Origin of the sequence: Arthrobacter sp. JZ12, assembly GCF_035189165.1 — a bacterium.
Classification (GTDB): domain Bacteria; phylum Actinomycetota; class Actinomycetes; order Actinomycetales; family Micrococcaceae; genus Arthrobacter_D.
The window spans coordinates 2159132-2180611 of sequence record NZ_CP045246.1; the positions used below are offsets into that span (position 1 = coordinate 2159132).

At 61.3% G+C, this 21480-nt stretch carries 23 protein-coding genes; 9 read left to right on the plus strand and 14 right to left on the minus strand.

Annotation, left to right across the window (positions count from 1 at the left end; genetic code table 11):
* Window positions 1-144 precede the first annotated feature (144 nt).
* From GC088_RS09985 to GC088_RS09995, 3 genes are all read left to right on the plus strand, one after another.
* The gene (locus tag GC088_RS09985; protein WP_323958858.1) at window positions 145-537 is read left to right on the plus strand and encodes a hypothetical protein; all 393 of its coding nucleotides are present in this window, start codon (window positions 145-147) and stop codon (window positions 535-537) included.
* A complete protein-coding gene (locus GC088_RS09990; RefSeq protein WP_323958859.1) occupies window positions 534-923 on the plus strand; it encodes a hypothetical protein in 390 nt (129 codons plus the stop codon). Before GC088_RS09985 ends, GC088_RS09990 begins: the two co-directional genes overlap by 4 nt.
* Window positions 924-1692: 769 nt before the next feature.
* Window positions 1693-3693: an FG-GAP repeat domain-containing protein gene (locus GC088_RS09995; protein WP_323958860.1), complete on the plus strand. Its 2001-nt coding sequence runs from the start codon at window positions 1693-1695 to the stop codon at window positions 3691-3693.
* A 27-nt stretch (window positions 3694-3720) separates the two neighbouring features.
* Here the strand turns inward: GC088_RS09995 and GC088_RS10000 are convergent, their stop codons facing one another.
* Window positions 3721-4572: a helicase associated domain-containing protein gene (locus GC088_RS10000; RefSeq protein WP_323958861.1), complete on the minus strand. Its 852-nt coding sequence runs from the start codon at window positions 4570-4572 to the stop codon at window positions 3721-3723.
* Window positions 4573-4668: 96 nt separating this feature from the next.
* On the opposite strand from GC088_RS10000, the gene GC088_RS10005 reads away from it, so the two are divergent.
* Window positions 4669-4848, plus strand: a complete 180-nt coding sequence (locus GC088_RS10005; protein ID WP_323958862.1) for a hypothetical protein — start codon at window positions 4669-4671, stop codon at window positions 4846-4848.
* Between the two features lie 213 nt (window positions 4849-5061).
* On the opposite strand, the gene GC088_RS10010 is transcribed toward GC088_RS10005, so the two are convergent.
* The 5 genes from GC088_RS10010 to GC088_RS10030 form a co-directional block, all read right to left on the minus strand.
* Entirely contained in the window at window positions 5062-5886 is an 825-nt protein-coding gene (locus GC088_RS10010; protein ID WP_323958863.1) for a hypothetical protein, read from the minus strand.
* A gap of 690 nt (window positions 5887-6576) precedes the next feature.
* Window positions 6577-6999, minus strand: coding sequence for a helicase associated domain-containing protein (locus tag GC088_RS10015; protein WP_323958864.1), 423 nt, complete (start codon window positions 6997-6999; stop codon window positions 6577-6579).
* On the minus strand, window positions 6980-7219 hold the full coding sequence (locus GC088_RS10020) for a helix-turn-helix transcriptional regulator (RefSeq protein WP_323958865.1): 240 nt from the start codon (window positions 7217-7219) through the stop codon (window positions 6980-6982). Before GC088_RS10020 ends, GC088_RS10015 begins: the two co-directional genes overlap by 20 nt.
* A gap of 489 nt (window positions 7220-7708) precedes the next feature.
* Window positions 7709-8164, minus strand: coding sequence for a hypothetical protein (locus tag GC088_RS10025; RefSeq protein ID WP_323958866.1), 456 nt, complete (start codon window positions 8162-8164; stop codon window positions 7709-7711).
* A 104-nt stretch (window positions 8165-8268) separates the two neighbouring features.
* Window positions 8269-8499, minus strand: coding sequence for a hypothetical protein (locus GC088_RS10030; protein WP_323958867.1), 231 nt, complete (start codon window positions 8497-8499; stop codon window positions 8269-8271).
* Between GC088_RS10030 and GC088_RS10035 the strand changes: the two genes are divergently transcribed.
* The 4 genes from GC088_RS10035 to GC088_RS10050 are packed head-to-tail and all read left to right on the plus strand — an operon-like array spanning window position 8483 to window position 10752.
* A complete protein-coding gene (locus GC088_RS10035) occupies window positions 8483-9457 on the plus strand; it encodes a hypothetical protein (protein WP_323958868.1) in 975 nt (324 codons plus the stop codon). The genes GC088_RS10030 and GC088_RS10035 overlap by 17 nt on opposite strands.
* Before the next feature lie 7 nt (window positions 9458-9464).
* Window positions 9465-9848, plus strand: a complete 384-nt coding sequence (locus tag GC088_RS10040; protein WP_323958869.1) for a hypothetical protein — start codon at window positions 9465-9467, stop codon at window positions 9846-9848.
* A gap of 20 nt (window positions 9849-9868) precedes the next feature.
* Window positions 9869-10051, plus strand: coding sequence for a hypothetical protein (locus GC088_RS10045; RefSeq protein ID WP_323958870.1), 183 nt, complete (start codon window positions 9869-9871; stop codon window positions 10049-10051).
* A gap of 14 nt (window positions 10052-10065) precedes the next feature.
* Window positions 10066-10752, plus strand: a complete 687-nt coding sequence (locus tag GC088_RS10050; RefSeq protein WP_323958871.1) for an endonuclease/exonuclease/phosphatase family protein — start codon at window positions 10066-10068, stop codon at window positions 10750-10752.
* Here GC088_RS10050 and GC088_RS10055 read toward each other — a convergent pair whose 3' ends face one another.
* The 3 genes from GC088_RS10055 to GC088_RS10065 form a co-directional block, all read right to left on the minus strand.
* Entirely contained in the window at window positions 10753-11124 is a 372-nt protein-coding gene (locus GC088_RS10055; protein WP_323958872.1) for a hypothetical protein, read from the minus strand.
* An 85-nt stretch (window positions 11125-11209) separates the two neighbouring features.
* Window positions 11210-11563, minus strand: a complete 354-nt coding sequence (locus tag GC088_RS10060) for a hypothetical protein (RefSeq protein ID WP_323958873.1) — start codon at window positions 11561-11563, stop codon at window positions 11210-11212.
* A gap of 122 nt (window positions 11564-11685) precedes the next feature.
* Window positions 11686-12357 (minus strand): DUF6308 family protein, encoded by a 672-nt coding sequence (locus tag GC088_RS10065; RefSeq protein ID WP_323958874.1) that lies wholly within the window; start codon window positions 12355-12357, stop codon window positions 11686-11688.
* Between the two features lie 83 nt (window positions 12358-12440).
* Here GC088_RS10065 and GC088_RS10070 point away from each other — a divergent pair, with 83 nt between their 5' ends.
* Window positions 12441-12788: a hypothetical protein gene (locus GC088_RS10070; protein ID WP_323958875.1), complete on the plus strand. Its 348-nt coding sequence runs from the start codon at window positions 12441-12443 to the stop codon at window positions 12786-12788.
* 304 nt (window positions 12789-13092) lie between these two features.
* Here the strand turns inward: GC088_RS10070 and GC088_RS10075 are convergent, their stop codons facing one another.
* From GC088_RS10075 to GC088_RS10095, 5 genes are all read right to left on the minus strand, one after another.
* Window positions 13093-13422 carry a hypothetical protein gene (locus GC088_RS10075; protein ID WP_323958876.1) on the minus strand — a complete coding sequence of 110 codons (330 nt, stop codon included), beginning with the start codon at window positions 13420-13422 and terminating at the stop codon, window positions 13093-13095.
* Between the two features lie 72 nt (window positions 13423-13494).
* Window positions 13495-13764 (minus strand): hypothetical protein, encoded by a 270-nt coding sequence (locus GC088_RS10080; protein ID WP_323958877.1) that lies wholly within the window; start codon window positions 13762-13764, stop codon window positions 13495-13497.
* A 185-nt stretch (window positions 13765-13949) separates the two neighbouring features.
* On the minus strand, window positions 13950-17219 hold the full coding sequence (locus tag GC088_RS10085) for a S8 family serine peptidase (protein WP_323958878.1): 3270 nt from the start codon (window positions 17217-17219) through the stop codon (window positions 13950-13952).
* A gap of 293 nt (window positions 17220-17512) precedes the next feature.
* Window positions 17513-20419: an NACHT domain-containing protein gene (locus tag GC088_RS10090; protein WP_323958879.1), complete on the minus strand. Its 2907-nt coding sequence runs from the start codon at window positions 20417-20419 to the stop codon at window positions 17513-17515.
* A gap of 475 nt (window positions 20420-20894) precedes the next feature.
* Window positions 20895-21305 (minus strand): TadE/TadG family type IV pilus assembly protein, encoded by a 411-nt coding sequence (locus GC088_RS10095; RefSeq protein ID WP_323958880.1) that lies wholly within the window; start codon window positions 21303-21305, stop codon window positions 20895-20897.
* Between the last annotated feature and the right edge of the window lie 175 nt (window positions 21306-21480).

Below are 21480 nucleotides of genomic sequence, written 5' to 3' on the forward strand. Positions count from 1 at the left end.
TTCGGAGTGAACGTGTGAACGGCGGTGAGTCTTGTGAGTCTTGTGAGTCTTGTGAATCCTGTGAATTTTGTGGAACTGCGCTCGGAAGGAAATACATCTCTGTTGACAGGCTTGTTTTGGCACTCTGCGCCGTACGCTAGTCGCATGATCGAGCAGGTTCATGCAACAGAGCACGGGGACTGGCAGATCCGCACAGCCAGCGGGACGATCTACCGCTTGCAGGCGTCAGCCGCGGGCTCTTTCCTCACGCGCTATGCGCAGATCCTCGCGCCCACGTCCGACTACCAGCATGTACCTGTATATGACCTCAGAAAGGACGGCACACCGATCCCCGTCCTCGCGTTCTCCGGAGTGCAGCTCGGCGAGGAGGTTGTGTTCACCTTGCAGATTAGAAACGATGGCGTAGAGACAGTTCGCCACACTACCCCAGCGGTGAGCATCGAAGTCTGGAAAGACGAGCCTATCCCTGAGAAGCTACCGCACCGAGCTACCCGTCTACCGTGGATGCCCACCGAGATTCGGCTTGAAGAACTATGACTGGGCAGCGCAGCAACGCATTGGTTGAGAAGGTCGGCCCTTTTTACGACCTGGACGGACTGGCCACCTGGTTAAATCTCACGCATCATCAAATTCAGGCGCGGCGCGAAAAGCAAATGATCCTCGCTTGCTCTACCGCTGACGGCGAGTTCATCTACCCGGCTTGGCAGTTCCGAGGTGACGGCGAAATCCTGCCGGGACTATCCTCCGTCCTCAGGGTGCTCGCGACCGGAATCAACGATGGTTGGACCTGGGCGCTATGGCTGCAGACCGCCATTCCCGAAGAACTGGGCGGCAAGACGGTGACAGACTGGCTTCGGAACGAAGGCGACGTAGAGCCAGTCCTTCAGCTCGCCGCGATTGACGCTGCGGCATGGTCGTCATGACACCTCAAGGTGAAGCGCCCCGCGTAGGCCGGCACGGCGCACGAGATGAGCGGGCAAACGGGCGGGAGGACGAGCAAGTCCGAATCATGGCTGCGCGGTTACGACTAACGACCGACTCCAGGCTAGGCAAGGAAACACCTCAGTGGGTGAAGAATTTGGCGAACACCCCCCTTCCGGCACCTCCGCCGGAAGATGTGGACGAACAGGTCCGAATCCTCGCAGCACGTTTGCGGGTAACGACCGACCGCAAGCTTGGCAACGAAACACCTCAGTGGGTGAAGGACCTGGCTGCCAAGCCCCTTCAATGATGCTGAAGCGCGGTCTCTCCTAAGGCGCGTCATCACTCACCCCGTCACAGTCGCGAACTGCCGCGTCGTCGCCTCACGGGCAAGTACACGTCTTTCGCCCGATCAGTGCACACGATGGTGCCCACCGGTTAGCAGGCGATTCTGCCCGATTCGTTCAGCGTTGGGGTCTATGACCGTCGACAAGACGGAGAAGGCCGCGTTGATCAAGTGGGCCGACAAGCGCGCCGCAGTGAAGCTCACCATCACCAAGGCCTGACCGGGCTGTCTCTTTCCAATATCCAGCGGAGCCCACACCACCGATCGCAGGCGTGGGCTCCCTGCTATCTCCGGGTGCATAGGCCGGGCTGAAAAACTTGTGAAAAACCTGCGCCTCGCGAGATGGCGGAGCGAGCCGCGGTGCTATATCTTCAGCGGTATAACGTGCGACTGCGGTAGTCCCACGCTGATCAGGGGACACGCACGTGAACACAGATTCAAGCCTGCCCGGGCGCCGGCATCGGGCCATCGCAGTATTCTGCGCCGCCTTGACGACGCTCATCTTCTTCTCGCCGGTTGCCCCCGCCACGGCCACTAACGAGGACCCGCCGCCGGCCAGTGAGACTTCGTCGGCGCCAGCCATGTGGTTCGGTAGCGATCCCGTCGTGGGGCAACGGTTGCAGCTCTACGTCGACGTAGACCAGACGAAGCGGTGGGAGCGGATAAGCCACCAGTGGCTGGTGGACGGCGAGTTCCGGGGAGATCCCGAGGCCAGTAATTCTCTGACAGTGACAGAAGCGCATTTCGGGCACCGTCTCTCGGTTCGCGTCACCATGAAAGAGTTCGGTGCGGATCCCGTCGTGTACGTCTCCGGAGAGACTGCACCCGTTCTGGGATCCATCTCTCCACAGGCGTCGTATTCATCGGCTGAGGCTATCTTGGGGAAGAGTATTTCCATCGATGCCGGCCAAGTGTCTACCCGACCTGCTTTAGCCAGCGCCCCGCAACCGACCTTCGTCTGGTCGAGGAACGGTATCCCAATCCCGGGCGCTGATGGTGCGTCCTACACGCCCACAGAAGATGACATGGGCGCCGAACTCACCAGTACGTTCTCCCTCTCCGCCCCGGATTACCAAACCGAAACCTACACGAGATCCTATGGCACCGCGTTCCGTGGATACCTGACCTCGTCCCCAGTCATCACCTGGACCGGCGGTGACGCCACCACGGCTCCCGCCGGAACGGTGCTACACGCGACGACGGCCCCACCGCCCGGCGGCGCACCTCCCGGGCTGACCTACCAGTACCAGTGGATTGATTCGTATTGGGGCTGGCTCCACGGAGAAACCGGGCCAACGTTCACCACCACAGCCCGTAACGTCGGCAGCCGGATTACCGTGCAGATCACCACCTCCGCCCCGGAGTACAAGAGCACGTACTACCGCAGCAAGGATTCTGCCGCACCGCTCATCAAGGGCGTATTCGCCGGGCTTACTGCCCCCACCATCAAGGGCACTGTCCTGCCCGGTCAGGTCCTCACCGCCGTCCCCGCCTCGACGACCCCGGCCCCCGAGCGCGTCGAATATGAGTGGTACCGCAGCGGCGCTAAGGTCACCGACTGGAGTAGGAGCCCCACCTATCAAGTCACCCAGGCCGACAGCGGGCACCGCATGTCCGTCCGTGTCCGGTACAGCAAAGCCCTCTACATCACCGCGACCGTTTTGTCCGCGCTCACTCCAGTCACCTTCGATACGCGTTCTTTCATGGATTTCACCGGCGATAAAAAGTCGGACGTACTCGTTGGCGACAATCGCGGCATATACATCTACCCTGGCAACGGTTCTGGGGGCTGGGGTGCCCGCAAGACAGTTCGCTTCGACGATCTGGAGCCCACCGCCCTCCTCAGGCCAGGCAATTTCGACGGCGATAGCGGGTTCTACGACTACTTTGCCGTGTACGGCTCAGAGATGTTTCTGGTCTCCAGTTACTCCGGGTCCCCGGTTGGCATTGGCTGGGAGGGGTTCACCATTGTCGCCCCCGGGGATTTCAACGGCGATGGGTACTCCGATGTGGTGGCCCGAGACAAGGCCGGCGCCCTCTACCTGTACCCCGGCAACGGATCCGGCGGATGGAAGGCACGAGCGAAGATCGGCTCCGGCTGGCATGGATTTACGGCCATGGTCGGCCCAGGTGACTTTAACGGCGACCAATACGTCGACGTGATCGCCCGCGACAAGTACGGCGCACTCTACCTGTATCCCGGCAACGGATCCGGCGGATGGAAACCACGAACAAAAATCGGTTCAGGGTGGCTGGGATTTACCAGCATCAGCGCTGCCGGTGACTTCAACGGTGACGGCACGATGGACCTCGTCGCCCGCGACAAGTACGGCGCACTCTACCTGTACCCCGGCAACGGATCCGGCGGATGGAAACCACGGGCGAAGATCGGCTCGGGCTGGAACGGCTTCACACACATCTCTTAGCTCCACCTGACTCCTCATTGGGCTCCATCAGCGCCACTCCCCCAGCGCGTCGAGCAGCCTCACCTGCCTTTGATCCAGTTCGCCAGCACCCAGCTTGAGTCGCTGCCTGTACAGCCAGCGCTGCATGCCCTTCTCGGCTGGTCCGCCAAGTTGCCTAGGGAAGCGACCGTGCTGGGCGATGAACCGGAAGGCGGCGGCGTACCACCTGTCCCAGTCACGGTCCCGGCCAACCTTCCGTGGCTCTCCACGCCTCGGCCGGTCGTGGAGGATCAGCCGGCGCGCGGAGATGGTCGGGTCGAGGGCCTCGCGCTGGCGGATGCTGTGCCGGACGGCTTCATCGTTGATCCCGCAGAGGCGGGCAATCTGGGTGACGTTGAGCCCACCCAGGTAGAAGAGCAGCCATTCATTCTCGGACCGGGCCGGCGGCCACTCTTCCTCCAGGCGGCCTCGCTCGTTCGATGACATCAGCTCTGCATTTGCGGGAGCTCCGGCCCACTTCCGTGCTTCCAACATGACTCGTTCGTAGTCCTCCTCGTCGAAGACGAAGTCCACGGCGTCCTCTATTCGGTAGGTGTCTGGGGTGAGGGAGTCATCCCAGCCGATACCGGACCAGTAAACCTTTCCATCCGCACGAGAAATGTCTGCTGTCACACCGCCGCATCCCTCGTCCAAACAGGCAGGGCAGAACAGTAGCCATCCGCGATCCCAATACTGGTGGGCGCGGCGTCCGAGGAGACGGTCAATCTGCTCTACTGCAAACTTCGGATAGAACCTCGTAATGAGGGAGATTTCCTCCGGAGGATCATCAGCCCTTTGCCATTCCTGGATCCAGACACGCAAAAGCTTGCAGTCGATGACAAAGTCCAGGTGCACCTCCACGCTGTCCTCCGACCGCAAAAAGAACAGCCACCGCTTCCTCCAGGCGGCCCTGGGGACCCGTCGCTCAACGCATCCACGCAACGGTGGGCGCGCGAAATGTACGATACCGGCGACTACTCCGGAGTTTCCTGGTGGTCCTATTACGAGCCCCGCTGGGCGAGCTTCGGACTGTGGGACATATCGGGGCTGGCCGTCGACGGTTCGCCCGAGCCGCTTACGCTGACACATCCGTCCCTCGAAGAGGCTTCAAGAATCATCCGTCGACTCATCACCTGACTGTGACGCTGAGAGGGGCGGGCCCCCACATGACCTGGGTGCATGGCGGACCCTGGGAGGCGGCCCTGCAGACGACTGAGATCGACGGAAAGGAAGCCGAGCTCGGGCTCAAGATCCGCTACGCCCTTACTGCCGTCTAGCGGTGGCTGGCGGACCTCGCGTAAGACGACGGCAGTGAATACCACCGGCCCTCGACGAGTGATGGCCCGCGCCTTACCGCCCGAACCTGCTAAATATTGCGTCCTGAACCCGCCGAAGGGTGTGTCTCCCGGCGGTGGATGAGTGATCCCGCATGGCTCGGCGCGGGGCGAGGCCTCGACTATCCAGCAGTGCACCGTATCCGTGCTGAAGTCGTCGTAAACCTCCTGGGCCGGTCTGCGCACCAAATGCTGCCAGCCCGGGGGACGCTTGTGCGAACACAGTGACGTGGGCGCCGTCTGCGACTTCCGGCGGGACGGGTTGAATTCGTTGCGCCAGTTTGGCTTGAATGGCTTCCTCTCCGAGTGCCGGCGTGTTCCATCCGCCTGGGGGCTCCTGCCAGTAGCCTGCCATCACCGCAGGCGGAATCTTCAAGGGCCCGTAGGCGCCGCTGTATTGATCCAGCAGCGGGGAGGTCTGTGTACGCCAGTTGGTGAGAACGGACAACGTTGCCGCTGCAACCGCCAAGTCAATCTCGTCGTGACCGGTGTCTTCCGGGTTCGGGTAGGTTGAGTCTCCTGCTGTGTCTCCACCCGAGCGATTGCCGCCATCCTGAGTGCCTGAGCCCTCATCCTTTTCGGCCGTCGGCCGCTCGTCATCGAATATCGCATTGCAAACCTCCTCCGCGAACCAGCCCGCGAAGAATCCGACTTGAGCTTCAGCGAGCCACAGCACCAGGGATGCTCCGCCTGTGGCTGGTGCACCGGCCGAGGCGGCCAAGGCAACCCCGCCGGACGCCGCCGTGCCGACCACCCCTCCCACAACCCGACAGGCCAGATCCACGTCTTCCTCATCCATCCCAGCTAGAGCCGGATCAGCGGACGAAGATTTGGTAGCCATCTGGAAGGTAGGCCCTGGCCCTCCGAGCAATGGTGCCTGTTGGGCTGCCTGAGCTACAGCTTCCATCGCCGTTCGAGGCAGGAACCCGACCGAGCTAGCCGGAGCATCCAGATAGGGGACGCCCAGGGGCGGAGCTGAACCGGACGGCATTTCTCCGCCATGCTCTGTGAGCAGATCGGCAGCACTTTTGAATCGAGTCGTATCCCCAACAGCTTCAGCTGTAATCATGAGGGACACGAGTGGGCCGTGCAGCCCGGACAGGTTGCCGGCAGAGGACGCATGGCTGGTCAGCGAATCCAGCATGCGCATGCGGCCGGCTGGGTCCAATCTACCGATTTGCCCGAGTACAGCTCCCAGGCTCGTGATGTAAGCGGGCTTCGCCCGTTCTGGAGCCAGGGTGTCAGAGACCACTGTGGGGTCGAACGACTCTCCTGCAGTTAGCCGGTCCAGCTCCCTCAGCCGAGTCCAACCCCGTGGAGCGTCATAGAACCACAGGCATCGAGGAACGGGTTTCGGCTGCAGTCTGCGCCCTCGCCGCTCGAGGGCTGACAGCTGCTGCAGGACTGCTTCACGAAGCCCCATGTCGACTCCTCAAACGGGACCACCACAGGTTCTTCGGAAATTATCCGACCACCCCCTCTTGGTTGGCAATAGCGCAACGGTTGGCGGAGCCAAGGGCGCCCATCGCCGTCAACGCCAATCCCCTAGTGCGTCGAGCAGTCCCTCCCGCCGCGTATCCAGCTCTCCCGCGGCCAGCTTGAGGCGCTGGTTGTAGAGCCACCGCTGCATGCTCCGTTCGACGGGTCCGCCGAGTTGTCGCGGGAAGCGGCCTTGGGTGGCGACGAACCGGAAGAGGGCCGTGTAGCGCTTATCCCATTCGCGGTCGCACGCATCCTTCGGCTGCGCGGCCGGCCTGGGTCGGTCGTGCAGTATGAGCCGCCGCCCCATCACCCCGGAATCAGCCGCCTCCCTGGATCTGATGACCCTCCGGACGGCAGCCTCGGGGACCCTGCAGAGCCGGGCGATGTGGGCGATACCCAGGCCGCGCAGGTAGAACAGGACCCATTCGGATTCAGAGCGCGCCGGCGGCCAGTCACTGATGTCCGACGTCATCGTCCTTCGGCTCAAGCATCCTGTTCACATTCCGGGAAGCCTCCTCGTACATCCGCTGGATGTACTCCTCCAGCTTGGAGCGCTCCACACGCCATTGGCCGCGGCCGCCGACCTGGATGGCTGGCAGGTCTCCGGAGCGCACCAAAGCGTACGCCTGGGAATTGGAGATGCTCAGTTCGTCGCAAACGTCATCAAGTTTCAGGAAACGCGGTTCTGGCATGGGAAAACCCTAGCTGGTTTAGTCTCGCCACCAACTGGCTATCATCCTGCCACCGTGTATTCGCCGCCAAGTTCCTCGAGGATACGGCGAATCTCCCAGGAGCTAGTTTCTCCGGTCGCCGCTTCGGTGACGTCCACGACCAACCAGTTCACCCCGTGCGCGACCTGCACTTTGCCTTAATGGGAATCGGCCCACATGTCGAAGCTCTACTGCAAAGCTTCCTCGTCAGCGTAGAGGTCGACCTGGACATGCTCCGAACAAAGCCATTGATCACTAGTGAGAGGGGTTCCGTCTCCCATCGGGACGATCGGTTCGCCAATAGGTTCCTTCTCGCACTGCAAGACACGGTCGACCGCGTCGTATGCGTCATCGATCGAGTCAAACGCCGGCAGACTTCCACTACCAGCCTGAACCACGCTCGAACAGCCGGCTAAAAAAGACCGGCTGCCAGGAGGGGTATCACCGCGACGCCGCGTAAACGCCTACCGCTCACGACCGCTCACCCCCTTTCAACGCGGCGGTTTCCCGCCGGCCTACCGCCTGCCACCTCACGCGGAGGAAGTGGGCAACCGGAAACAGCAACGGCACAGTCAGCGTGACAGGCCCGATACGTCCGGTGGAGAAATCGGTGGACGCAACCGCGACGCCTACGGTAGAGGCGATCGCGAAGACTCCGATGAGATCCAGTAGCGGAGCTGGCCTCGTCGATCTCAGTGCAAACACGAAGCATGTGGATCCCACAACCGCCCCGAAGGCCCACCAGTAGAGGAAGAGACCACCGAGCTCCGCAGAGCGAGCGAAGTCGTCGCTGCCAAAGTTTCGCCAGACCAGATGAACAGCAACGGCCACAACGACTCCGAGCCCGCCGATCATTGCTGTGGTGCGAAGCACCCGGCTGGGTGCGACGGAGCGGAATCCCCTGCCAGAGTGCGAAGTATTCGTCATTGAAATCCCCCATATAAACATCGCCTCTCACCAGCCTGCACTTGCCGACGTTGCAATGTCACCCCCAGGGGAGTAATGCGAACGAGTCGTTGCCCGTTTGTGTCCTAGTCCCGCCACCAGCGCTCAAAAGGCGCCAGGAACTCAGGCTCCTTCTCACGGTCCTTGTCGATGGCGTCGGCGAGGCATGCCTTCTGATCGGTGGTCAGCTGCGTCCAGGTGTGCCGGCTGATGTAGAGCGACAGCGCCGCCAGCGTCTCCTGCTGCAGGTCGGCCCGCGTCGTGGCCGGACCCTCGGGCGCGAAGCCGTAGATGGTGCGCATGGTTGTAGCGTTCATCTCGTGGGCCTTCGGCAAGTTCGCCCTAGCGCTGCCGGGCTTCAACCCAGCAACCACTGTTGCGCCCCAAGGCCGGTATGCTCACCACATCGTCAACCGAACTGGGGGAACTGTGCCGGTACATCTTGCTGAACTTGCCTTGAGCGTGGCCCGCTGCCCTGAGGTGCCGCTGGCGGCTAGCGACTCTGCCCACCCGTGTCACAAGGTGGTGCACTCCCAGGACCAGTACGAGGGCCCGTTTCAGGTGCCCGAGGCCTGGGCAGGCAAGCTGGAGACCGCCAAGGTGGTGTTCCTGTCCTCTAACCCGGCCATCAGCGCTGGCGTGCCGGACGCGCGCGCAAGCTACAAGCGGCAGGCCGAGATGTACCCCACCGCCGACTGGGACGATGCCCACATCGCCGACTTCATGCTCAACCGCTTCGATAGTGAACGCGGCTGGGTGAACGAGCGCCTGCAGCATCTGAAGGTGGACGGGGAATCCCGCGGCGCGGTCGAGAAGTACTGGACCTGGGTGAAGCAGCAAACCGAGGCACTGGTCGGAACGGGCCGCCCTTGGTACGAGAACGTCGCCATGACCGAAGTCGTTCACTGCAAGTCCGGCAGCGAGGAAGGCGTCAAAGAGGCGGCCGACCGCTGCAGCTCCATGCATATGAACCGGGTGCTGGCTGGATCTCCGGCGAACCTCGTCATCGTGGTTGGCACGCAGGCCCGTGACCGCTTCCTGCGGGCTTATCCGGAGGTTGCCGAGCAGTACCCGTCCTTCGGCCGTGACAACAAGCTCACCGGCCGGGTGGACCCCCGCCAGAGCATCATTGAAATGCACCTCGGCGGTTGGCCACGGACGGTGTGCTTTCTCTGGCACAACAGCGCCTACGCCCCAAAGATCAAAGACCTGGCGAGCATGTACCCGGACGACTTCCCACGACTACAGGCAGCGGCGCTGGCTGGAGCGGCTTGAGCCTCCGATGGACTGGTTTCTGGAGTGGTTGCAGTCCCCCGGCTTCGGTGGCGCCGCCGCGCTGCTTGCTGCCGTGATTGCATATGCAGCGTCCCGCCGCAGCGCGTCCGTGCAACGCAAGAACGCCCTCGACGACCGAATCCAACGCGAGCAGGCGGAGCGGAAGGCGCAATGGTGGTCCCGCGCACAATGGGCGCTCAACCTGACCCTCAGCGAGGACAGTGAGACCCGGGCCATCGGCTTTCGCGTGCTCGAAGCCCTCGGTGAAAGCGAATGGGCCGACGAACACGAAGGCGACGTGATTGCTGCAGCCACCGAGCGCGCTCTGGACGCAGGCTTACTTGAGGGTGACGAGGACGAGCCTCGACAACCGCCGGGATCTGGCGAATGATTAACCGTAAAGGAGGGCACGTGGCTGACGAACAGAAGCGCGTTTCCGGTCTCGCCAAAGGCAGGACCGTGAGTCGCTCAACCGTGTCAGGTCGCTTCGTAAGCAAGAACGAGAGGGTGGCCGCCGCCCGCGCGCGAGTTGTTGCCGACCGGAAGCGCGGGGTCACGACCGCACCGTGGATTGTTGAACTGGCAAAGCGGTAGCCGCCGATTTATCCATGCGTATCATTTCGTGGAACTGTGCCATGGGCTTCGCCAAGAAGCGGCACCTGGTTGAAGCGCTGCAGCCGGATGTGGCGATCCTGCCCGAGGTCTCGATGAAGGCCATCACGGAGTCCGATGTGCCGTTCAAGTCCTGGGTGGGCTCCAACCCGAACAAGGGGCTCGGCGTCCTCGGGTTCACCGACCGGACCTACGAGGAATTCCCCGCGGGTCGGTTGCTGCCCTGGCATGTCCCCTTCAGCGTCGATGGCATAAATATCATCGCGCTCTGGGCCCACGTCCACACCCGCCAGCTGCGCTACGTCCGGGTCACCCACGAGATCGTGGACCGGCACGCCGAGTTCCTCCAGCACCAGCCGTCGCTTCTGATCGGCGACTTCAACAGCAATACCGCCTGGGACAGGGAACACCCCGGGCAGAGCCACTCGATGCTGGTCGACAAGCTCGCCGGCATGGGCCTGCACAGCGTCCATCACCGGCAGGAAGATGTGCCGCACGGGGCCGAAGTGGTGAAGACCTACTTCCACACGAAGAAGCTGCACTTCGGCCACCACATCGACTACGCGTTCCTCAGCGAAGGAACGCAGGCGAGCCTTGTGGTTGGCCGGCAGGAGGACTGGCTACCGTACAGTGACCATATGCCGCTGATCCTTGACGTCGAGCGGGCGGCCAACAGGGTGTGACTACTGCCCGTGCCTTCTGTCGACTTCTGCGATGAGGTCGAGCCAGGAGATGAGGGACTCCCCTGCTGCACCCATGGTGTTGAGTGCGTTGCCAATAATCAGTACCGCGATGATTATGATCACTGCGAGGTTTTGACGCCGCTTGATGGTGAGGATGACGGCGGCGATGGCGCTCAGGATGGCGATCGTCTGTCCGGCCACCGCGGCAGCGGCCATTCGTAGCGCGCTGTCCACCGTGAGCGGCCCATAACTGTTCAAGGCCAGCCCCAGCACGGCAGGGATGACGACCACTCCGAGAATGAGGACGGTGGAGCGTCGGATTCGGCGCTGGGGCTTCACTACGGTTTGTCCGTGCACCGCTTCTGCGCTCATAGCGTGTCCTTTCCGAGCCATATGCCGGAGAGTACCGGCAGTTTGAGCAGCCTATGAGCCGGGGGCAGGTGACGTCGCACGATCGTCAATCCCGCTTGTGGCCGTAGTTGTCGCCCATGTGGTTCACGGGCCTGTCCATCCACTTTGGCCGGTCCCCGAAAGCAGCCGGACGGGAGCGTGTCACATCGGGATCATCCCGTGAGTCCCACGTCTGCACGGTTTCGCTGGCTCTGCGCTGCAGGAGGAGGCTCCGGATGAGGATCCCGGCACTTGAGAGTGTGAGCACTCCACCAACGGCCAGCAACAAGCCGGACCACAGCTGAGGCTCGGCGCCATCAGAGTGCGCGGCTGCATAGGCAGAGATCCCCGAAGCCAAGAGAAGGAAGCCCACGATGAAAATTGCGCCGCCGATCATGAACAACTTACTGTGCGCCTGCATAGCGTCCCCCGATGCTGTCGTGGACCCAGCCTACCAACCGCGAAATCCCAGGGACCTCCGGACAGTCCTGCGAGACGACGGGCGCTTAGAAGGCCTTCGGAACCCCGCTGCTATCTTTCCAACTACACCGGACTCGGCACGGGATGTTCATCCTTCGCATAACGCCAAAGTGCGACGTCCATGATCCGCAACCGGGAGATGTGCGGAACGCTGGCTGCCTTGCCGATCCGGTCAAGGCGCCCGGCCAGCTCGACGTCGTCCTGGAACACCTGGTGCCAGCGTTCCCATTGTTTGTCGGAGTCCTGCAGCCCCATCTGAGGTCCGACTTCGGAGTCATAGATGGGGATCAGAGCTGGTCTCTTTCGGGCAAGGATCTTGCTTGCGGTAGTTTCACCAATGCCCCAGCGCTCGGATTTCGCCGACCGTAGGACGTGCCAGAGCCTCCAGCCCGGACTGCCCTTGCCGAGGTAGCGGTCGAACTGCTCACGGCTGAGTTCGGTGAAATCCAGGCCTACGGGCAGCGCAGCCAATAACCCGCGGACCTCGAAGGCCTTCTCAGCCAGTCCCGCCGCAGCTTTGCCAGGCACTTCCACACTGAGCATCGACACTGCGACGAAGTCGTCACCGGTCAGCTCATTGGCTGTGGCGCTATTCCCGCCGCCGGCCCAAGTGTCAAAGTAGGCGCCGGCGTAGTACTTCCGGCCGGACTTCCCGACGTCATGGAAGTAGCTGCTTACATATTCCACCGCGTCCTCGAACCCGTCCTTGGACAGAATCGGATGTACCTCGCTCATTGGTCCCCCATGTTGGCTTGTCCTGCGCGACTCTTCGACACTGACTCCTGCGCTCGTGAGCTCAAGAAGGATAACTTATAACCATGGCGAAGCAGCGTGTAGCCGATGGCGGTGCGGACCCAGTGACCCAGCGGCTGGTGAAAGCAATCGGTAGCGATAACCTTGCTGCGCTACTCGGTGTGGCCGCGGGCTCCCCAGGCCGCTGGGCCAACGGACAAGACACACCGAGCGAAGCGGTACGCCTTCAACTAGCCGAGATAGATCAGCTGGTGGATCAGCTGCTGACTGCACTCACGCCGGCGCAGGCTCGTCTCTGGCTAGTAGGCCAGAACATTCACCTTCGTGGCCGGCCCATCGACCTATACCGACTGGAGGGAGCGACTCCGCTCATTGACGCTCTACGCGCTCACCAAGAGGGCGCCGCCTCCTGATGGCAAGGTCCGCAATAGACACGGGATCACCCAGCAGGAGATGGCTGCCCAGCGAAGTCGGCCTTGGAACTGTTGAGCGCCTCGAACATAGTAGGACAGTGTCGGTAGTTGTCCGGAAGACGATCCGGCTGATGGAGGCGATGTCGCGCTGATACCACTGCCCTCGAGGCTTCAGGTGCACCAGTAAATACGTTCCACCCACCTGTGTCGCTTATGGGTGGCCACACGGCCAGATGCTCAACTGGCACTGCCACTAGGTGCAGCCTGCAACTGCTGAAAGTAAAGCCCGCACGCGGTTGCGCGATCACTCCTCATTCAGGAGGACCCGGACCGTGTGGAGGACGAGCTCGCGTTGGCGGGTGTTCAACCGGTTCGCCGACTCCGGCAGGACGAACGGCTCCATCTCCCCCGCGGGCAGCCCGGCGGCTTCCCTGAGCTTTGTCATCGGGATGTCGAGGGCGATCGAGAAGGCCTTCAGGATCTTCTCGCTGGGTTCCTCCGGTACAGCGCGCAAATACTTCGAGATCGAGGTGTTTGAGACCTCGATGCCCTTGGCAGCGGCGATGGCGGTGATGCGGCGGGCAGAGAGCTGCTCCGTGTTGGAGTCGTTCAGCAGGTCGGATAGCGAGCTCATACGTCCGAGCCTACGCACTGAAAAGGGAAGCCCCCGACCATCCCAGAGCTTCCCTCTGCCAGTGATGAGTCATCACATGTTGTAGGCGTACGTGATGTAGTACCGGTAGGCGTTGGTCCCCCACTTGTCCTTCGCGCAAGGCGTTGACCGTACGACCTGCATTGTCGGGCTGGCATTGATGCGGGTCTTCGTGTAGTTGAACTGGCTTACGCAGCCTGTGTACGTGTTGAAGGCGTTGGTCATCGTGTAGTAGCGGACCACCGCGTTAGCGGGTACGCCGGCACTTAGCACCAGGCCGCCGGCCAACGTGAGAGCAGCAGCCGCCTTGGCAATGAATTTCAAGAGTCCCCCAGGAGTTGTTGGATGATGCCGAAACCATATCGGGGGCTGGCGAACGTCCACAATGGGGAGAAGTGCCTACCGGTAGTACAGCAACCGGCTCGGCGGCTTCAGGCGAAGGCCTCACCACCGAAAGCACCACTCAGGCAGGGCACATGATGTGAGATGCCCTGCCTGAGTGGCTGAAGCTAGAGGATTGTGCTGAAGATGTTCCAGCCGGAGCCGACCTTCACCCGCGGACCCCACGGGACGAGGCCGCCGCCGGGATAGAGCCAAAGCACTCCGGCCTTGTCGCGGGCGAGGACGTCCATGGTTGTGTCGCCGTTGAAATCACCGGGACCGACGATGCTGGTGAAGTTCTGCCATCCGGATCCGATCTTGGTACCGCCGCCAGCCCAGCCGCCGGCGCCGTTGCCTGAGTACAGAAGCAGGTCGCCAGCAGCTGTACGGGCCATGACGTCCACAGCACCGTCGCCATTGAAGTCACCGGGCCCGACGATGCTGGTGAATCCCTGCCATCCGGAGCCGACCTTCACACGCGACTTCCAACCGCCGAGGCCGTTGCCTGGGTACATCCAGAGTGCGCCGTACTTATCCCGGGCCAATACGTCCACAGCGCCGTCGCCGGTAAAGTCACCGGGGCCGACGATGCTGGTGAATCCCTGCCATCCGGAGCCGACCTTCACACGCGACTTCCAACCGCTGTTGCCGTTGCCGGGGTAGAGCCAGAGGACGCCCTTGGTGTCGCGGGCCAGGACGTCGGTGTTGCCGTCGCCGTTGAAGTCGCCGGGTTCGACGATGCTGGTGAAGCCGTTCCAGCCGGAGCCGACCTTCACACGCGACTTCCAGCCTCCAGAACCGTTGCCAGGGTAAAGCCAGAGGGCGCCGGCGGTGTCACGGGCGAGAACGTCCGCGTTGCCGTCCCCGGAAAAGTCCGAGGTGACGTCGACGACGTTGGTGGTGGAGGGGGCGAACCTGATCTGGGTCTCGTATCCGGGCAGGGTTGCTGTGACCTTGACGTTGATCGCCCAGCCGACGTCTTCACGCTTGATCGTGTACGTGGAGGACGTTTCTCCCTCGATGGGGAGGCCGTTGCGCATCCACTGGATCGCGATGTTGGCTGCGGGTGCCCAGGTGCCGACGTCGGTTTTGAGGGTTTCCCCAACCCGATGAATCCCGCTCATCACGGGGTCGGGTCCGCTGAGCTTCCCGGGCAACACCCTGTTCGTCCACAAGGATTGAACGGTCTGAGCCGGGTAGCCGGCCTTGGTGCCGGTGACCCTGACAGCGATCATCTGATCGAAGTCCTCGCTGGTGAGCGTGTAGGTTGAAGACGTCGCACCGTTGATGGCAGCTCCACTGCGAAGCCACTGGTAGCTGAAAGCCTCAGGTGCCGGCGACCAGGATCCCGGAACAGCCGTCAGCTTCTGCCCGACATACCTCGCACCGGAAATGGTCGGTGTAGGCGCCGCGAATCCGACTCCCCCGATGCTCGTCTCGGATGAGGTCTGGGAGACCATCTGGTAACCGCCTTTGGAACCGGTGACCCTTACACTGATCTTCGCGCCGGCATCGCCAGGAGCCGCGGTGTAGGTCGTTCCGCTTGCACCGAGGATAATGGACCCGTTGCGGAGCCACTGACGGGTCAGCGAGACAGGGGCAGGACCCCACTGGCCATCATCCGCGGTCAGCACACCACCGACGGTTGCCGAGCCTGAGATGGTCGGTGTGCCTGCGGTGAGGACGCCGTAAGCGACTGGTCCAGGTGAGAGCAGCTCGCTGCTGGCTGGCTCATAGCCTTCCTTGGTGCCCGTTGCGACGACCGCCACGTTGAGGCCCAGGTCGTTGGGGCTCAATGTGTAGGTGCTGCCGGTGGCAACGGGAGTCGTGTTCCCGCCGACGAACCATTCGTAGGTGACGTTCACGGGTGCAGGCTCCCACCCGCTGACGCTGGAGGTAATCGTCTCGCCGACGCGGAGAACGCCATCCATGAATACCTGGCCGGGTTCAAGCTTCGGCGAGGGGCCGGGGATCTCGCCAACGGGAACGATCCGGACTGCCTCAACCGCCCGTGAAGCATCGACGATTCCGGTGCCGTAGGAGACACCGGTGAAGCCGCCGAATCCCTTCGCGGTGCTCTTGAGAGTCTCCTCTACCTTGGCAGGGGTAAGCATGGGGTTTGCGGCTAGCATGAGCGCGGCGACGCCGGCGACGTGCGGGGCTGCCATGGAAGTGCCCTGCATGAAGCCGTATGCGCTACCGGATGTCGGTCCCTGCAATCCGGAGTTGACGGTGGAAAGGATCATGCCTTCGGCGGGACCGAAGTTGTGGTTGCCGCCCGGAGCGCTGACGTCGACGCTACTGCCGTAGTTGGAGTAGGGGGCGTCGAGCCCGTCGGGGCCGGTAGCACCAACGGTGATGACGTTGTTGCAGCTGGCCGGCGAGTAGTAGGAGGCGTCGTCGGCTTCGTTGCCTGCCGCTGCGACAATGACGCTGCCGCGGACTACTGCCGCGTCGATGGCGTTCTGGTAGCTGTACGAGCAGAAGTTCTCGCCGCCGAGGCTGAGGTTGATGACCCGGGCAGGGTTCTCATTGGCGGGGACCCCTACGACGGAACCGCCGGAAGCCCACGTGATGCCGTCGATGATGTCGGAGGTGTACCCGCCGCCACACAGGCCAAGCGCACGGATTGGAAGAACCCTGGCGTCAGGTGCGACACCGGCGATGCCCACGCCGTTCCCGGTGACCGCGGCGATAGTGCCGGCCACGTGGGCTCCATGCCAGGAGGAATGGTCGACCGGGCAGTTTGTGCCGTCGCCGTAGGTTCCTTCATCGCGCGGGTCCGAGTCGCGTCCGTTGCCGTCACGGGCGATGGCGGTGCTGGCGATCATGTCGTAGCCGGGCAGACTGTTGGCGTCCAGATCCTGATGCGGGACCGTGCCGGAGTCGATGACGGCGACCACCACGCCGGAGCCGGTGCTGTGGTCCCACGCCGGCAGCACATTGAGGCCGTAGGCTGCCTGGGTCAGGTCCCACTGGTACCCAATCAAGGTGTCATTGGGTCTGGCGGCCATAGCGAACATCATGGTGTCCGGCTCGACGTACTCGACCGTCGGATCCGCTGCCAGGTCGGTGACGAACTCTTCGGCCGCTGCTGCATCCAGCTCGCGATCAGTCTTCACGACCCTCGCTCCGGTGCTCAGACCACGCAGCTCCTTGATGCTGACCCCGAGGGCCTTGGCTGTTGCGCCGTACGCTTTGCCGCGGGCAGCAGCAGTGCCCGCCGTCTCCTTGAACTTGACGATGAACTGATCTGTCGGCTTGGCCTCAGGTGTGGCACGAACAGTGTCGTCCACCTTCGGCTCGAGTGTGGCGGATGCTGGAACTGCGAAAAGGGTGGAACCGAGCAGCGCCGCGATCGTGGCGGCAGCGGTGAGTACCAGACGGGAACGACCCATGAACGTCCTTGAGGTGAGGGCCCGATGCGACGGGCGACGGGAGCGCCCAGTTGCATCCCCCGCAGAGAATGATATATGGAAAGTAGGAGTTCCCTCGCGCAGCCACATGCCCGCCGTTGTTGCGGAGGGTCGCGACCCTTCTTGGCTCGGGTTGCGCTACGAGCGGGCTGCGTAGCTTCTCTCGTTCACCAGCCGCTCGGTTCCTCCGCTAGTGTTCGGGAATTAATCATCGCAACGCCCTAACCATTCGGTCATGTTTCGATGAGGATTGGTTGACGTTGCTCGCCTTGGCCTTACTCCTGCTTAGTCGTCCAAGGCCATAGCTCCTGCCCCAACGACCCAAACTGTTCGATTTTCTGGCCCACCTGCTCCTGACCTAAGGCTTGAGCAATCTGATTCAACAACCATCTTGAAGCCACCGCTTCAGAGGCGGGAAGTGAATCATTGGCATCAGCCAGAGCGGTGCATATTGCATCTGACTTGACCAAACGAGACAGAACCCCGGGATGCACTTCCATGCTTATGTAGCCGTGCATCGTATAATCACCCCCTTCATCTGCACCCATTATGAGCTTGGCGTCGGAGGCAGACTTCAGGAAAGCGCCAAAGGTGACCTCGTCGTCACTGGATAGATCTGCGCGGGATACGGACCCGTATACGTCCGCCATGGAGAGAGTTCTCGTCACACCCGATTCGTCCTTCTCAACGGACCACCGCCGATCTTCAATATCCACACCCCGCTCGCGGGCCGACCAGTTTTTGCCTATCGAGACTTTGGACCGGATGAAGGTTGGGATAGCACCTGTGAACCTGCGGCCCCAATAACGCATCAGGCTTTCGGCATAGTATCCCTTGGCACCTCCCAATTGAAGAGCCGTCTTCATGCGCTCCTCCATTTTGCGTCGGTAGACTGAATCCTTTTCGGTCGCTTTATGCAAGATGGGAACGAGATTTCGATTCAGGAGAGGGGTGTCAACCAGTTCCAAGACTTGGTTAAGGAGCTGTGAGTGAATGCCGGGCGTATCTCCGGCGAAGTTCTCCAGCAACATCTCACCCGCGAGCACCGCACCTGGCTTCACCAAATGTTCAGCCATCGAACTCGATCCCGACCCCGTCACCATCGCCAAGATGTCATTGCGAAGATGGGCACGATCGCCGAATAGCTGTGCAGCAGCAAACAACCAAGTGTTGCGCCAATGACTACTCTTTGACAGTATGCGAAGACGTTCCAGTATGGCCGGTTCTGGCCCGTTTATCAGATACCTGGAAGCCATAAACTCTTGGAAACTCCGCACCTCGAAGCCCCATTTGTCCGGTGATGATTCAACCAGCAGGATGAAGCGATCCGTAGCAAGAGCGATAAGTTTTTGAGTGATTTGATCGGCGTCATCCGTACTATATGTTTGGTGCATAAGGTGCGCTACAGAGATTTTTTTTAGATCATCTCGACTGAGGTGCACATCAGCGCGTCCGGATTGTTCCCCTTCCATATGAAGCAACATCCCAGCTGAGTCATGAAGCGCGTCGATATTAGATTTGTGTTCGAGTACGTCCCGGCCAATAGACCCAAGCTTGTTGGATTCACGTTTGAAGATTGTCTCGTAAAAGGCAGAGAAGAGCGCATGTCTGGTGCGAGGGGGACGGACACTTTCCTCGAGTAGCGATGCCATGATGCTCACCTGCAGCGGTGAACCAAGCAGCTTCGAGGTCATTACATCCTGCGACGCCGCCTTTAGTCTCTTGTCAATCTCGTCAGCAAAGTTGGGGTCTCCTCGATGTCTCGAATCAATAAGTTGACGACCATACCGCAATGCCTGCTTCACAGTGAGGTCGACCAACTCGTATTCTCGCGGTACGAGGACACGGAGGTCATCGTTGTAGCCTTGCCTACGGGTGGTCGCAAGGATCGCAACGTCTGCGTTCAACTCAGCTGCGTCCGCTGCAAAATCGCTGATCTTCTCCAGCAAGGTTTTTCGGGTGAACGCGTCGGGGACCTCATCCAGTCCGTCCAGAACTAGCAACCAAGGCCATTCGCGTAACCAGCTCGCAAGATTCGACTGTACGACTTTGTACGGACCGCCGCGTGCATTGATCATCTCGGTAATGAACTTGAGCAGGGAGAAGTCTTCAGCGCCAAGGACTTTCTCACTGTACTCAGTCAACCGTATGTATATTGGCCATCGATGCATTCTCGGAATGGGAACGTCTATTTCCTTCAAGTGCGAGGCAGTGTCTTGGAGGATCTGCCGGTGTTCAAGGGTCAGTTCGCTAGAACGGCCCTCCAGAATCGCAACTCGGTAGGCTTGGCAGATGAGCTGGCCTATGGTGGACTTGCCTTGTCCTGGCCCACCAATCAGGATAGTCGCAAAGTTTTGGCTTCTCAGACTTTTGGGATGGTCACCGTCCCCGATGACCGTACTGGCGATGAAGTGATTGACAACTTTGCCGTCCTCGTCAGTAGGATCTGCGATGTCAATTGCGGGTAAGTCGATTCCTATGTCGGCCAGAGATTCTTGGTCGGGGCTGTTACCCGCCTTTGTCAGCCGGATGTGGCTATATGTACGAAGCTCCTTCGCGACAAATCCGGTTAATGTCTCCGCTGCTTCGGGGTTCGTAGACTTAGTTGTATCGAGAATCGCGCGCAGGATGTCTCCGGTTACGATGAGCCCAAGGTAAGTCTGCCGAATTCCTGGATAGTTATCCAATAGCCTCGAGACGTGCGCCGCGTGCCATACGCTCCAGCCGGCTAGCCCCATGGTCTTAGCGTGTTCGTTCATCTTTTCGGTAACCCTGTCGACGCCTCCGACCTCTTGAACCGCAGACAATCGGACGTTGGTTATCACCAGAAAGTTTTTAGGTTTCGGATGGCGTGGCTTCTCTTCACGTGTCCATGCATTGACCTCCTTCTGGATCTCGCTCAGAAGCCACTCCTGATCCTCCCCTCCGCCAGCAAGTCTCTCCTTATGCTTGGCTTGAACGACTGTGTAACCATCCCAGTGCCCCGACGGCTGGGTGGGCGCGTCTGACTCGCCGAGCGGCAAGGCAGGCATCTGAAGGTTGCCCGAGTAAGTCCACTCCCGGCCTCCGTCCCTGCCGGTGCCGAAAGTTTGACCTCCAGGCCCGAACTCCGCGTTGCAGAGCGCAACCGCAAGATCCTCGAACTCTTTGTTGCCAAGTCTTACCAAGTCGTATTCCACCACGGGACTACATTATCTTCAGCCTCACTGTGGAGCTGCTGCGCCCTATGCTGTGTTGTCGGCGGCAGTCCAGGAACGTAACACCGCTTCGAGATGCCACCATCGATGGTCGTGATTGATGCCATCAAGCGCATAGCTAAGGCTGTACATCAAAGCTGTCCGGGGAGGGACGAATAGGAAGCCAGCTAGTGTTCCTGCACCGACACCATGACATTCCGGCCTGACCGCTCATCGATTCTGCAGTTGCCGAACCCTTAGCGAATTTAGCAATTGTTAAGGGTAGAAAAACTTACTCCGAAAATTGCTAACTTTGAACCTCACTGGACATGCGCCGATCGTCAGCACGAGGTACACCACAGGCACCAGCAGGAGCAGGCCAAGGAAGGTGAACTCGAGAACCGCACTGCCGTCGTCGTTCTCCGACTGGTTCGGCCGCATCCGGTAGGCACCCGCAATCCGCTCCCTCCGGCGGGAAAGCTCACGAAGGCAAGGCCGCACGCCCACTCACCTCCATGACTCCGGTAGGACCAATGAGCCCGATGACGGGCACCGGCGCCCTCACGGTGACTTCGAGGACGGCGATCCCACCTCGATCCGCCTGGGTTACAGAAATGTCCTGCGCATACGTCTCGCTGATTGCACCGGAGATGAGGGATCGGGTCCTGGCGGCGGCATCAACCGGTGAGCGGTCAGCGAGGGTTCCGTAACGGGCTCCCGAGGATGCGGCGTCGATCAGGGTGTTCCGTACGTGCAGCACCAGGGTCAACTGCACAATAGCCATGAGGATGACCGTCAGCAGGCCGCCGATCAGGGCGAAATCGACGGTAGCCGCTCCACGGTCATTACCCGGTGATCCGCCCTTCCGCTTGCGGCTTGAGGATTTGCGCACCGCTGCTGCTAGGGGCTGACGCGGTTGATCGCCTCGTTGAACAGTCCTTCGAGGGCCGGAGAAGCGACCGCGAGCAGCGCGGCGACGAGGACGGCGGACATCAGGGTGATCATGACCCAGCCGTTCTCTGCAGGGTTCGCGTGTGTTTAACAGTGTTCGGATGCCATCTTGGAAG

Coding starts and splice junctions, on each gene's coding strand:
- GC088_RS09985 (WP_323958858.1), top strand. CDS start 145: ATGATCGAGCAGGTTCATGCAACAGAGCACGGGGACTGGCAGATCCGC.
- GC088_RS09990 (WP_323958859.1), top strand. CDS start 534: ATGACTGGGCAGCGCAGCAACGCATTGGTTGAGAAGGTCGGCCCTTTT.
- GC088_RS10005 (WP_323958862.1), top strand. CDS start 4,669: ATGTACGATACCGGCGACTACTCCGGAGTTTCCTGGTGGTCCTATTAC.
- GC088_RS10010 (WP_323958863.1), bottom strand. CDS start 5,886: ATGGCTACCAAATCTTCGTCCGCTGATCCGGCTCTAGCTGGGATGGAT.
- GC088_RS10015 (WP_323958864.1), bottom strand. CDS start 6,999: ATGACGTCGGACATCAGTGACTGGCCGCCGGCGCGCTCTGAATCCGAA.
- GC088_RS10020 (WP_323958865.1), bottom strand. CDS start 7,219: ATGCCAGAACCGCGTTTCCTGAAACTTGATGACGTTTGCGACGAACTG.
- GC088_RS10025 (WP_323958866.1), bottom strand. CDS start 8,164: ATGACGAATACTTCGCACTCTGGCAGGGGATTCCGCTCCGTCGCACCC.
- GC088_RS10035 (WP_323958868.1), top strand. CDS start 8,483: ATGGTTGTAGCGTTCATCTCGTGGGCCTTCGGCAAGTTCGCCCTAGCG.
- GC088_RS10030 (WP_323958867.1), bottom strand. CDS start 8,499: ATGAACGCTACAACCATGCGCACCATCTACGGCTTCGCGCCCGAGGGT.
- GC088_RS10040 (WP_323958869.1), top strand. CDS start 9,465: ATGGACTGGTTTCTGGAGTGGTTGCAGTCCCCCGGCTTCGGTGGCGCC.
- GC088_RS10050 (WP_323958871.1), top strand. CDS start 10,066: ATGCGTATCATTTCGTGGAACTGTGCCATGGGCTTCGCCAAGAAGCGG.
- GC088_RS10055 (WP_323958872.1), bottom strand. CDS start 11,124: ATGAGCGCAGAAGCGGTGCACGGACAAACCGTAGTGAAGCCCCAGCGC.
- GC088_RS10060 (WP_323958873.1), bottom strand. CDS start 11,563: ATGCAGGCGCACAGTAAGTTGTTCATGATCGGCGGCGCAATTTTCATC.
- GC088_RS10065 (WP_323958874.1), bottom strand. CDS start 12,357: ATGAGCGAGGTACATCCGATTCTGTCCAAGGACGGGTTCGAGGACGCG.
- GC088_RS10070 (WP_323958875.1), top strand. CDS start 12,441: ATGGCGAAGCAGCGTGTAGCCGATGGCGGTGCGGACCCAGTGACCCAG.
- GC088_RS10075 (WP_323958876.1), bottom strand. CDS start 13,422: ATGAGCTCGCTATCCGACCTGCTGAACGACTCCAACACGGAGCAGCTC.
- GC088_RS10085 (WP_323958878.1), bottom strand. CDS start 17,219: ATGGGTCGTTCCCGTCTGGTACTCACCGCTGCCGCCACGATCGCGGCG.